Genomic DNA, 12520 nt, shown 5'->3' on the forward strand with positions numbered 1-12520 from the left:
CGGGCAGATCCGGGTGCCTTGCCGGTAGACCCTGTCTTGTGCCTCGGTCCTCTGTTTCCACCGTTGCAGCGTCGTTGGGGCGGGGCGGGCGATCTGGTGGGCCGTGCGCAGGGACATACCTCCTGTCGGTCATCGCATGGCGTTTGGCTGCACGCGTGGCTGCATAGGGGATCATTAAGCGTCAAGGCAGGTAGCGGGCGGGCACAGCGCAACTTGTGTTGCGCTGTGCGATGGGATGGGCATCCGCCACTTGGTTGCCCAACGCCGCCGCTTCCGGGTCTTCGTCCGCGGTCCCGCCGCGCCTCAACCCGGCTTTTGGTCCAGAATGGCCAGGAAGAACCGCAGCAGCTCTGCCGATGCGTCGGGCCCCGCCGGGTCGGTATAGCTGCCCTCGACCTTGCCGCCAGACCAGGCATGGCCGGCCCCGTCGATCCGCCAGACCTCGACCCGGTGGCCGGACGCATTCAGGCCGGAGAGCACGTCGAAGCGGCGCGAGGGGCCCCTCCCGGTCCGTTCGACCGCTGCAGTGAGCGGTCCCGCCAGACGTCCGGCATTCACCGGAGCAACCGTCGCATCGGCCGAGCCGTGGAAGATGATCGACGGCACCTTTAGCGCTTCGGCCCGACCAGCCGCATCGCCACGCATCGCCGCAAAAGCCGAGACCACGTCCTGCGCCGAGCCTGCAGCAAGACCCGAGTGGACGGCGGTGGCGGTCACCAGGTCGGGGTGGGTGTTGGCCAGCAGGGCTGCCATCGCACCTCCCGCCGACAGACCGGCGACACAGAGGCCCGCACTTTCCAGGCCATGCTCGGCCATGACCGCAGCGCCAAGACCTGCCAGAAGTGCGGTCTCTCCGCCGTCACGGCGCTGGTCGCCCGGACGGAACCAGTTCCAGCAAAGCTGCAGGTTGTCGGTGCGGCTCTGCTCGGGGTAGACGACGATCAATCCGTGGTCTTCGGCATGCCGGTTCATCCCGGTTCCGGCCGCGAAGTCTTCTGGCGTCTGGGTGCAGCCGTGCAGCATCATCACGACGCCGCGGGCAGGTCCGGTCCGGCCGGATGGGCGGAAGACAAGATAATCTCGTGCGCCATGCGGGCCGTCATGCCGACGACGCTCGAAGACCGCACCTTCGGGCAGATCCGGGGCGTGGGCGCCGCGCAGATTTGCTCCGCCCGCCTGCCTCCGTGCGGCAAGGTCTGCAAGGACTTGCGACAGGGGGCGCGACGGGGGGCGCGACGGGGGGCGCCACGGGGGCCGTGCCGGTCCGCCTGGGTGGTCTGGCTTCCTGGCATTTGCCTGCGCTTCGGGCGGGACTGTATTGGAAAGGGCCGCCTGGATAATCCGCGTCGCCTTGGCCGGATTGCCGTCGCGCACGGCACCAAGTGTCCGGCGCATCGCCGCCATGAAATCGTCGTTCATCCTGTCTGCCTTTCCTGGACGGCCCAGGCCGTCAGTGATTGGAACGCTTGCGCGAGTCCCGGAATTCGGCAGCCCGCTGGGGGACAACCTTTGCCTGTCGCCGAAAGGTAACCTGCCAATCCCGATTCGGTGCCCGATCTGATCGGAAAATGCTTCGCTTTTCGCGCGAAGCGTCCAGAGCCGATCAGCAGCGGGTCCGGGCTGACCGGGGGGCTCGGTCCTGCTTGTCCCTGGAAAACCGGCCGTTGGCACCAGCGCGCGGCCTGAAGACAAGGGCAGTCGGCCTGAACCGCAAACGCAGCCCTCAGACCGTGTCGATGCTGCGCTTGAAGGCCTCTGCCCAGTCCGGATGCCAGCGCGACAGGGCAGGGCGGTTCTCGATGACATCCCCTGCGGCCCAGGCGATGCGGCGTTCATCCAGCGGACGGCTGACGTCGTTGTCCGGGCACAGGATGTAGAAGTCCCCGCGGGCAAGGCTGTCCAGCATGAAGCCAACGGCCTCGTCCGGCATCCAGGCCCCCGCAGGCTTTGGCGCACCAGAGGCCGCGGTCATCCCGGTGTGCACCCAGCCGGGGATCATCAGATGGGCAGACACCTGCGACCCCGGCACGTTGCGCAATTCATGGGCCAGAAGCTCGGTATAGGCCTTCACCGCCGCTTTCGAGACGTTGTAGGCCGGATTGCCGGGCGGCAGGGTGATGCCCTGCTTGGACCCCGTGTTGATCACGACCGATGGCAGCCCATGCGCCAGCATCGCCGGAACAAGGGCCTGCGCCACTGTCAGGATGCCGCCGAAGTTGACGGCAAGCGTGCGGTCCCAGGCCGCGCGGTCGCCAAGCGCCGTCGACGGAATGCCAAGACCGGCGTTGTTGAAGAGAAAGGTCAAAGGAGGCATCTCGGCCGCGATGGTCGCAGCGGCGGCGGCAACGGCCTGCGGGTTTGCGACATCGGCGGGAAAGGCCCGTGAGCCGGGCAGGGCCGCCGCGGCGTTCTCAAGCGCGGGGCCGGGCAGGTCGATCAGGGCAAGGGTCATGCCTTGGGCGGCAAGCGCCCTGGCCGCGGCAAGACCGATGCCCGATGCGGCCCCGGTGATCACGGCGGTACGGCCTTTGGCGATGGCGGGATGGGTCATGGGACTGCCTTTCTGACAGAGTGGGCTTTCTGCAAAGCGGAGCGGTATCGTCTACTGGCTGACAGGAAGGCGCGGGACGTAGGGCGCCTCCAGCCGGGCAATCTGGTCTTCGGTCAGCACCAGGTCCAGCCCTGCCAGGATGTCGGCAAACTGCTCGGGCCGCGAATATCCGACGATGGGGGCCACGACGCCCGCTTTCTGCCGGACCCAGGCCAGGGCAACCTGGGCCATCGGGCGCCCGACCTCCTTGGCGACGTCCTGCACCACGCCGATCACCGCAGCGTCTGCGGCCTCGGACCGGGCGAAAAGCATCTGACCATAGGCATCCGTCTGGGTCCGCGCCGTGGCAACGCCCGCGGGCCGCGCCAGCCGACCGCGACCGATGGGCGACCAGGGGATCAATCCCACGCCCTGATCCAGGCAAAGCGGGATCATCTCGCGGTCTTCTTCCCGGTAGATCAGGCTGATCTGGTTCTGCATGCTGATGAAGGGCGTCCAGCCGTTGGTTCGTGCCGCAGCTTGCATCTTGGCGAACTGCCAGGCGGACATGGTGGACGCGCCGATATAGCGGACCTTTCCCAGCCGGATCAGGTCATCCAGCGCCTGCATCGTCTCTTCGATCGGGGTGGTTGGGTCGAAGCGATGGATCTGGTAAAGGTCGACATAGTCGGTCTTCAGGCGCCCAAGGGACAGGTCGATCTGCCGCATGATCGCCCGCCGGGACAGGCCCTGATGATAAGGATCGACGTCGCCAAAGACCTTTGTCGCAAGGACGATCCGGTCGCGCGGGACAAGGGACCAGAGCGTCTCGCCCAGGATCTCTTCGGACGAGCCGTCGGAGTAGACATTGGCCGTGTCGAAGAAATCGACGCCCGCCTCGACCGCCTGCGCGATCAGCGGGCGTGATTCATCGGGCGGCAGGGTCCAGGGGTGACCGCCCCGCTGGGGTTCGCCGAAGGTCATGCAGCCGATGCAGATCTCGCTGACCCAGAGGCCCGACCGACCGACTTGCTTGCGTTGCATCGCCTGACCCTCTGTGCTGTTTGCCCCCCATGCAACGCCTGCGCCTTGCCAGATGCAAGCGTCAAACGTCGTGTCACCGGCATCGCCCCGTCCACCGACCGCGCCGAAGCACGGGGCCGGGCAGGTCAGCCGCCGACCCGTCCCGAGGCCCCGAGGCTGCGGATCGCCGCGCGGCAGGCCAGAGTCACCGGGGCCTCGGTTTCCTGCAGGATCGCGATCCGGTCAAAGCGCGCGGGATCGCGCAGGACCGCCTCGTGCAGGGCCGCGCCGAAGGCCATCCGCAGCTCGGTGCCGATGTTGAACTTGGCAACGCGGCTGGTCGCGGCCAAGCGCGCGCGGTCGGCCGCGGGCACGCCAGACCCGCCGTGGATCACCAGCGCCACATCGGTCAGCGCTTCGATCGCGCGCAGGCGGGGCAGGTCCAGCCCGCCACCGGGTGTCTCTTGCAGATGCAGGTTGCCGACCGACACGGCCATCGCATCCACCCCGGTTTCCCGGGCAAAGCGCGCCGCCTCGGCCGGATCGGTCCCGGCCGAGGCCGCCCCCCCGGCATAACCGACAAAGCCGATCTCGCCCTCGCAGCTGACACCCGCGGCATGGGCCAGCTCGGCGACCGCAGCGGTCAGGTCGATGTTTTCCTGCAAGGGCAGACGCGAGCCGTCGAACATCAGCGAGGTAAACCCCGCGTCCAGCGCCGCGCGGCAGTCGTCCAGCGAGGTGCCGTGGTCCAGATGCGCCACCACGGGCACGCTGGCCGCTTCGGCCAGATGGCGGAACATCTTGCCCAGGATCGGCAGCGGTGTGTGCGCGCGGCAGCCCGGCCCGGCCTGCAGGATGATCGGCGCGCGTTCCGCCTCGGCGGCGGCGACATAGGCGCGCATGTCCTCCCATCCCAGGCAGACAAGGCCGGGGACCGCATAGCCGTCCCGCAGCGCCGGGTGCAGGACCTCGGCCAGGGTCGCAAGCGTCATTTGAACTTGGCCACCATGTCCATGATCCCCGGGATCGTGTGCAGCTGCGCTGCGTGCGTCGGCTGGAAATACTGCTTCAGGCTGCGCTGGCTTTGGCCGCCCAGGATGGTGAAGTAATACATCTCGTACCCCGGCAGCACGCAGCAGGGATGATAACCCTTGTCGATCAGCACGGTAGAGCGGTTCATGATGTGATAGGCATCCCCCGGCTCGTTATCGACCCGCTGCAGCATCTGCAGGCCGGACCCATAATCGGGCCGGAAGCGGAAGTTGTAGCATTCGTCGTGCCGGGTTTCGTCGGGCAGGCGGTCGGTGTCGTGCTTGTGGCTGGGAAAGCCCGACCAGCCCCCCGCGCCGACGGTGTAAAGCTCGCTGACCAGCAGGCGCCCGACCCGGTCGTGATAGGCCGCCCCCAGGATATGCTTGATCTTCCGATGGGTCTTGGTGTCGTCAGAGCCGTATTGCACCTTGTCGATCTGGTCCGCGCGCACGGCAAAGGGCTTCAGCGTTTCGGCGAACTTTGCGCCTGCGATGAAGACCTCGGTATCGGTCAGCGCGGTGATCCGCGCGCCGGTGTCCTGCGGGACATAGACGCCCTCAGGCTCGCCGTCCCAGACGTCAACCCCCCGGTTGCCAATGCCCGCAAAGGTCTCACCCGCGGTTTCCACCGTCACCGTGCCGGTGGCGGGGACGACGCAGGTCTCGTAGCCGGGGGTGCGATAGTCGAAGGTCGCGCCCGCCTTGAGGTGGACGATGTTGAAGTAGACGTAAGGCACCAGCGGGTGCTCCATGTCGACGATGGGCTGGTTCCGGTTGTCATGGGGGGCGATGTGCATGGGGGTCCCTTTATGCGGTCGGGCCGGGGTGTTGGCCAAGGAAGGCGTCAAGCTCGGCATGGGTCGGCATGGCCGGGGCGCAGCCGACGCGGGCCACGACCATCGCCGCGGCGGCCGAGCCGCGCAGGACCGCATCCCGGACCGGCAGACCCTGGCCCAAGCCCGCGATGAAGCTTCCCAGAAAACTGTCGCCCGCGCCAGTGGGTTTCAGCGCCTGCGTAGGGTAGATGCCGGTGGAGAACTCGGCTTCGCGGGTGATCGTGACCGCGCCCTTTTCGCCCATCTTGTAGACGACGATCTGCGCGCCGTCCGCGATCAGGCTGCGCGCCTTGTCGAGGCCAAGGTCGGACCTGCCCGCCATGAAGCCGAACTCGACATCATTGCCGACGATGATGTCACACACTGCACCAGCCCGCGAGTAAACCTCGGACGCGACGGCGGCAGAGGGCCAGGAATAGGGGCGGTAATCGACGTCAAAGATCAGCGGCAGCCCGGCGGCGCGGGCCAGGTCGAAGGCGCGGAACGCCGCACTGCGCGAGGGTTCCGCCGCCAACACCGTGCCAGTGGTGATCAGCGCCGAGAAGGCCGAGTACTCCACCGCTTCGACATCCTGGACCGTCATGGCAAAGTCGGCGGCGTTGTTGCGGTAGATGACGGATTGGCAGTCCTGAACCCGCGTCTCGACCACGGCCAGCGAATTGCGCGGCTCGCCCGCAACGGCGCGGACATGGGTGCGGTCGATGCCGTAGGCGTCCAGCTGCGCCAGGCAGAAGCGCCCCACGGCGTCGTCGGAGACACAGGTCAGCAGCGCCGCGCGGCAGTCCTGTCGGGTCAGCGCGACGGCGATGTTGGCCGACGACCCGCCAAGCGCGGTGGTGAAGCGGGTGGCCTCCTCGATCCGCGTGCCGGGGGGATCGGCGTAAAGGTCCATGCCCGCCCGCCCGATCACCAGAAAGGTCCGCCCCTGCAGGCGCGCAAGATCGGCCATCAGACGCCCCGCCTTTGACCAGAGCGGCCCACTTCCACCTCGGCATGCTTGGCGCGGACGGTGTCGCTGGCCGAGACCTCGGCGGTGCCGATCTCCCACCAGGCGTGACCTTGCGTGGTCCAGCCCTCATAGGGGTCGACCTGCATGACGATGACGCTGGTCTTCGTCGCCGCCTTGGCGCGCTGGAACGCCTCGGCCAGTGCGGCAGGGTTGGCGACCGTCTCGGCATTCGCGCCCATCGCGCGGGCATGGGCCTCGAAATCCACGGCGAAGGGATCGGCCACCGTGGGGCAATCGGCGATCAGGTTGTTGAAACTGGCCTGCCCGGTGTTGTTCTGCAGCTTGTTGATCACCGCAAAACCCCCGTTGTCCAGCACAAGGACGATCAGCTTTTTCCCTGTCAGAACAGAAGAATAGATGTCGGAGTTCATCAGAAGATAGCTGCCGTCGCCGACGAACACGATGGTATCGCGGTCCGCCTCGCCCTCGGACTGAGCGATCCGGGCGCCCCAGCCCCCGGCGATCTCATACCCCATGCAGGAAAACCCGAACTCCACGTCCACCGTGCCGATCCCAAGGGTGCGCCAGTTGGCCGTGACTTCGGCGGGCAGGCCCCCCGCCGCCGTCACAACCCGGTCGCGGGGGTGGCACAGCGCATTCACCACGCCGATGGCCTGGGCATAAGAGTTCGGACGGTTCCCATGCGCGACGTTCCCGGCGACATAAGCGTCCCAGGCCTTCCGCTCCCCTTGCGCGCGGCTGACCCAGTCGGACGGGGCGCTATGGCCCGCCAGCTCTGCCCCGAGCGCCAGCAGCCCCAGCTTTGCGTCGCCGACCACGGGCAGCGACAGGTGCTTGGCCGCGTCATGCCGCCCGGCGTTCAGCCCGATCAGCCGCGCGTCAGGGGCAAACACCGTCCAGGACCCGGTGGTGAAATCCTGTAGCCGCGTGCCGACGGCCAGCACGACATCCGCCGCCCCCGCGATGGTGTTGGCGCTGTCCGATCCGGTGATACCAAGGGGGCCGATGTTCAGCGGATGGTCGGCCAAGAGGTTCGCCCGCCCGGCGATGGTTTCCACGACGGGAATCCCATGCGCCTCGGCAAAGGCGGTCAGTTCGGCGACCGCGCCAGAGTATTGGACACCTCCGCCCGCAACGATCACCGGGCGCTGGGCAGCGCGCAACAGGGCGGCGGCCTCGGCGATCTCCAGCACGTCAGGCGACTGGCGGCGGATGCGGTGGATGCGTTTGGCGAAGAACGCCACCGGATAGTCGTAGGCCCAGCCTTGCACATCCTGCGGCAGGCCCAGGAAGGCCGGTCCGCAGTCGGCGGGGTCCAGCAGGGTCGCCAATGCCGCGGGCAGCGATTGCAGGATCTGCGCTGGGTGGGTGATCCGGTCCCAGAAGCGGCTGACGGCCTTGAAGGCGTCGTTCACCCCAAGGGTCGGATTGCCGAAATGCTCCAGCTGTTGCAGCACCGGATCGGGCAGGCGGGTCAGGAAGGTGTCACCACACAGCAGCAGCATCGGCAGCCGGTTGGCGTGGGCCAGCGCGGCAGCCGTCAAAAGGTTTGCCGTCCCCGGCCCGGCGCTGGCGGTGCAGAACATGAAGCGGCGGCGCAGGTGGTATTTGGCATAGGCCGCCGCGGCAAAGCCCATGCTTTGTTCGTTCTGGCCCCGGTAAAGCGGCAGCTCTTGGTGGACGGGATACAGCGCCTCACCCAGGCAGGGCACGTTGCCGTGGCCAAAGATGCCGAAGCCGCCGCCGCAGATCCGCGTCTCAACCCCGTCGATCAGGGTGTATTGCGCCATCAACCAGCGTACGATCGCCTGTGCCACGGTCAGCCGGATCGTCTCGCCCAGCCCGCTACCAGAGTGCGTCATCCTGTGTCTCCTCCTCCGCAGGTATCCAAACGGGACTTGCGCGGCTATTGCAGTGAGGATACAACTTTTGCAACCGGTTGCAATACTGGTGAACGGGGGAGGGTGCAGCGTGACGGACATCGGGATCGGGCTGGTCGGGGGTGGCTACATGGGCAAGGCGCATGCCGTGGCCCTGTCGGCTGTCGGCGCCGTCTTCGACACGCCCCTGCGGCCCCGATTGGAGGTCATTGCGGCCACCAATCCTGACAGTGCGGAACGCTACCGCAAGGCCTACGGCTTTGCCCGGGGGACAGCCGACTGGCGCGATCTGGTGGCCGATCCGAAGGTGCAGGCAGTGGTCATCGCCTCGCCCCAGTCCACCCACCGCGCGATTGCCGAAGCGGCCTTTGCGGCCGGAAAGCCGGTCTTCTGCGAAAAGCCGCTGGGGGCTTCGTTGCAGGACGCCCGGGCGATGGTCGCGGCGGCCGAGGCGTCGGGTCTGCCGAACATGATCGGCTTCAACTATGTGCGCACGCCGGCCACCCAGTTCGTGCGACAGCTTCTGGCCGAGGGTGCCATCGGCCAGATCACCTGGTTCCGCGGCGAACATACCGAGGATTTCCTGGCCGACCCCGCGATGCCTGCGACCTGGCGCACCGAAGGGCGGGCCAATGGCTGCATGGGCGACCTTGCCCCGCATCCGGTCAACTGCATGCTGGCACTGATGGGCCCGGTGGCCGAGCTTTCCGCCCGGATCGAGACGGTCCATGCCACCCGCCCCGGCCCGAACGGCCCGGTGGCGGTGACAAATGACGACCAGGCGCAACTGATGTTGCGATTTGCCAGTGGGGTCATGGGGCATCTCTTCATCAGCCGCGTCGCCACGGGCCGGAAGATGGGCTATGCCTATGAAATTCATGGCACAAAGGGGTCCATCCGCTTTGACCAGGAAGACCAGAACGCCGTCCACCTTTATCGCGCCGAGGGGCCAGAGGCGACGCGCGGCTTCACCCGCATCCTGACCGGGCCGCAGCATCCCGACTATCTGGCCTTCTGCCAGGGTCCGGGCCACGGCACCGGCTACCAGGATCAGATCATCATCGAGGCGAAGGACTTCCTGACCGCCATCGCCACCGGCCAACCGGTCTGGCCCACATTCCGCGACGGCCTTTCCGTCAGTCAGATCATCGACACCGCCTTCCAGGCATCGGACGACGGCCGCTGGCACGCCGTCCCCCAGACGTGAGGACCTCATGACCATCCGTATCGGCAATGCGCCCTGCTCCTGGGGCGTGGAATTCGCGGGCGACCCGCGCAACCCGACCTGGCAGTCGGTCCTCTCTGACTGCGCAGCGGCGGGCTACAAGGGGATCGAGCTTGGCCCCATCGGCTTCATGCCCGAAGACCCCGCGATCCTGGGCGCGGCCCTGGCCGAAAACGGGCTGGAGCTGATCGGCGGCGTGGTCTTCCGCCCCTTCCACGACCCGGCGAAATGGGACGAGGTCTGGGATGCCTCAATCCGCACCTGCAAGGCGCTGACCGCGCACGGGGCGCAGCATCTGGTGCTGATCGACAGCATCTCGCCCCGCCGCGCGCCGACTGCGGGCCGGGCCGACGCGGCCGAACAGATGGACCGCGCCGAATGGACCGCCTTCCGCGACCGCATCGCCACCGTGGCGAAGCTGGGGGCCGAAGAGTATGGCCTGACCGTCGGCATCCACGCCCATGCCGCAGGCTTCATCGACTTTGAGCCAGAGCTGGAGCGTCTCTTGGACGAGGTCGATGAAAAGATCCTGAAGATCTGCTTCGACACCGGCCACCATTCCTATGCGGGCTTCGACCCGGTGGCTTTCATGCGCCGCCACATCGGTCGGATTTCATACATGCATTTCAAGGACATCGACCCGAAAGTCAAAGCTGACGTGATCGCCAAATCCACCGGCTTCTACGACGCTTGCGGCCAGGGCATCTTCTGCAACCTTGGGACCGGAGACGTCGACTTTCCGGCTGTCCGCCAGATCCTGCTTGACGCAGGCTTCCAAGGCTGGTGCACCGTCGAGCAGGACTGCGACCCGACGCTGGACGTACATCCCATCGACGACGCGCGCAAGAACCGCGCCTATCTGCAATCCATCGGCTTCTGAGGGTATCATGGCAAAACTGAACTGGGGCATGATCGGCGGGGGCGAAGGCAGCCAGATCGGCCCGGCCCACCGTCTGGGCGCTTTGGCAGACGGACACTTCAACCTTGTGGCAGGCGCGCTGGATCACCGGGCCGACGTGGGCCGCGACTATGCGCAGCGCCTCGGCGTCGCCGCCGACCGCGCCTATGGCGACTGGGAAGAGATGCTGGCGGGCGAGAAGAACCGCCCCGACCGCTGCGACCTGGTGACCGTGGCCACCCCGAACTCCACCCATTTCCAGATCACCAAGGCTTTCCTTGAGGCTGGCTTCAACGTCCTGTGCGAAAAGCCCATGACCGTGACCGTGGAAGAGGGCGAAGAGATCGTCCGCATCGCCGCCAGGACCGGAAAGATCTGCGCGGTGAACTACTGCTATTCGGCCTATCCGATGGTCCGCCAGGCCCGAGCGATGGTGAGGAACGGCGACATCGGCAAGGTCCGCCTTGTCGTCACCAACTTCAGCCACGGCCACCACGGCGATGCGACGGACGCCGACAACCCCCGCGTCCGCTGGCGCTATGACCCGGCAATGGCGGGTGTGTCCGGCCAGTTCGCCGACTGCGGCATCCATGCCCTCCACATGGCCAGCTTCATCTGCGACGACGAGGTGGAAAAGCTGAGCGCCGACTTCGCCTCGACCATCGCCTCCCGCCAGTTGGAAGACGACGCGATGGTCAACTTCCGGATGTCGAAGGGCACCGTGGGCCGCCTCTGGACCTCGTCCGTCGCCATCGGGCGGCAGCATGGGTTCGACATTCAGGTCTTCGGTGAAACCGGCGGCTTCCGCTGGGCCTCGGAACAGCCCAACCAGCTGATCTACACCCCGGTCGGCGGGCGCACCCAGATCATTGAAAAGGGCGAGGGCGGGCTTTACGACGACGCCACGCGGTTAAGCCGCGTCGCCATCGCCCACCCCGAAGGCTTCCCGCTGGCCGTGGCCAACATCTACTGCGACCTGGCCGATGCCATCCGCGGCGAGCATCGCGACGGGTTGCCGACGGCCCCCAGCGGACTTCGGTCGATGGCGGCGGTCCACACCGCCGTCGCCTCGGCCAAGGCCGGTGGCGCCTGGATGGACGCCCGCCCGCCGATGTTCCGCTAGGGCAGGGCGCGCAGGGTCTGCCGCTCGACCACACGGCAGGGGAACAGGCGGGTCTCGGGCTGGCGCTCGGGGTCCTCGATGGTGGAAACCACCAGCTCGATGGCCGCGTCGATGATCTGGGCGACGGGCTGGCGGATGGTCGTCAGCCCGATCACCTGCCAGCGCGCCATTTCCATGTCGTTCAGCCCGATAAGGCCGATGTCGGCGGGGACCGACAGCCCCGCATCCTGAATGGCGCTTAGCGCCCCGACGGCAAGAAGGTCGTCGCCACAGAAATAGGCCTCGGCCGGGGTGTCGGCCAACAGCCGCTGCATCTCGGCCCGCCCGGCGTCGAACGTATAGTCGGCGGCATAGCTTGCCGTCACGCTGACCTCGGGATGGACGGCCAGCGCGCCTAGAAACCCCGCCACGCGGTCCTGGGTCGAGGTGGCCGTCCGCGGCCCCCCCAGAAACCCCACGCGCCGGTAGCCGCGTTGGACCAGCGCATCCGCCGCCATTCGCCCGCAGGCCACGTTGTCGATCCCCACCACCGGAACGTCCGGCGCCGTGGCATAGCGCCCGAAGGCATGCACGACCGGCAAGCCCGCCGCCTTGAACGCCAGCGCAAAGCTGGAGGGCAGGGTCGAGGATGCAACGATCACCCCGTCCACCGAATACTGCCGCAACATCCGGACCGAGGCCGCAGGGTCGGTCGCGTCGCTCAGGTTGACCAGAAGCGGCCGCAGCCCCCGGTCCTGCAGGCCGCGGGTGAAAAGGTCGAACACCTCCAGGATCAGCGGGTTGTGGAAGTTGTTGGCCACAAGCCCGATCAGCTTGGTGCGCCCCGTCGTCAGGCTGGAGGCAAGCGCATTCGGCGCATAGCCCAGCTCGCTTGCCGCCTTTTCCACCTTGGTCCGGGTCTTGGCCGAGACCGACGCCCCATCGGTAAAGGTACGTGACACCGCCGACCGGGAAACCCCGGCCCGCTCTGCCACCTCTTTCAACGTCACGCCCATCGCCCTGCC

At 67.2% G+C, this 12520-nt stretch carries 11 protein-coding genes; 3 read left to right on the forward strand and 8 right to left on the reverse strand.

Going from position 1 to position 12520, the window contains the following annotated elements; genetic code table 11:
* Nucleotides 1-303: 303 nt before the first annotated feature.
* The 7 genes from U1E69_RS03745 to iolD form a co-directional block, all read right to left on the reverse strand.
* Entirely contained in the window at nt 304-1419 is a 1116-nt protein-coding gene (locus U1E69_RS03745) for a PHB depolymerase family esterase (protein ID WP_322242970.1), read from the reverse strand.
* A gap of 304 nt (nt 1420-1723) precedes the next feature.
* Nucleotides 1724-2551 (reverse strand): SDR family NAD(P)-dependent oxidoreductase, encoded by an 828-nt coding sequence (locus tag U1E69_RS03750; protein ID WP_322242972.1) that lies wholly within the window; start codon nt 2549-2551, stop codon nt 1724-1726.
* Nucleotides 2552-2602: 51 nt separating this feature from the next.
* On the reverse strand, nt 2603-3574 hold the full coding sequence (locus U1E69_RS03755) for an aldo/keto reductase (RefSeq protein WP_322242973.1): 972 nt from the start codon (nt 3572-3574) through the stop codon (nt 2603-2605).
* A gap of 125 nt (nt 3575-3699) precedes the next feature.
* A complete protein-coding gene (locus U1E69_RS03760; RefSeq protein WP_322242974.1) occupies nt 3700-4545 on the reverse strand; it encodes a class II fructose-bisphosphate aldolase in 846 nt (281 codons plus the stop codon).
* The gene (locus U1E69_RS03765; protein WP_322242975.1) at nt 4542-5381 is read right to left on the reverse strand and encodes a 5-deoxy-glucuronate isomerase; all 840 of its coding nucleotides are present in this window, start codon (nt 5379-5381) and stop codon (nt 4542-4544) included. The genes U1E69_RS03760 and U1E69_RS03765 overlap by 4 nt, the downstream gene beginning before the upstream one ends.
* A gap of 10 nt (nt 5382-5391) precedes the next feature.
* Nucleotides 5392-6369: a 5-dehydro-2-deoxygluconokinase gene (gene iolC, locus U1E69_RS03770; protein WP_322242976.1), complete on the reverse strand. Its 978-nt coding sequence runs from the start codon at nt 6367-6369 to the stop codon at nt 5392-5394.
* Complete coding sequence (iolD, locus tag U1E69_RS03775) at nt 6369-8252, reverse strand: 3D-(3,5/4)-trihydroxycyclohexane-1,2-dione acylhydrolase (decyclizing) (protein WP_322242977.1); 1884 nt, start codon at nt 8250-8252, stop codon at nt 6369-6371. Before iolD ends, iolC begins: the two co-directional genes overlap by 1 nt.
* Before the next feature lie 109 nt (nt 8253-8361).
* Between iolD and U1E69_RS03780 the strand changes: the two genes are divergently transcribed.
* Genes U1E69_RS03780 through U1E69_RS03790 form a run of 3 tightly spaced genes read left to right on the forward strand, consistent with a single transcriptional unit; the run spans nt 8362 to nt 11516 of the window.
* A complete protein-coding gene (locus U1E69_RS03780; RefSeq protein WP_322242978.1) occupies nt 8362-9477 on the forward strand; it encodes a Gfo/Idh/MocA family oxidoreductase in 1116 nt (371 codons plus the stop codon).
* A gap of 7 nt (nt 9478-9484) precedes the next feature.
* Nucleotides 9485-10375 (forward strand): TIM barrel protein, encoded by an 891-nt coding sequence (locus U1E69_RS03785; protein WP_322242979.1) that lies wholly within the window; start codon nt 9485-9487, stop codon nt 10373-10375.
* Between the two features lie 7 nt (nt 10376-10382).
* Nucleotides 10383-11516 (forward strand): Gfo/Idh/MocA family oxidoreductase, encoded by a 1134-nt coding sequence (locus tag U1E69_RS03790; protein ID WP_322242980.1) that lies wholly within the window; start codon nt 10383-10385, stop codon nt 11514-11516.
* Here U1E69_RS03790 and U1E69_RS03795 read toward each other — a convergent pair.
* Complete coding sequence (locus U1E69_RS03795) at nt 11513-12511, reverse strand: LacI family DNA-binding transcriptional regulator (RefSeq protein WP_322242981.1); 999 nt, start codon at nt 12509-12511, stop codon at nt 11513-11515. The two genes, U1E69_RS03790 and U1E69_RS03795, sit on opposite strands and share 4 nt — an antisense overlap.
* Nucleotides 12512-12520: the final 9 nt, after the last annotated feature.

It is taken from the genome of Tabrizicola sp. (assembly GCF_034366665.1).
GTDB lineage: Bacteria > Pseudomonadota > Alphaproteobacteria > Rhodobacterales > Rhodobacteraceae > Tabrizicola.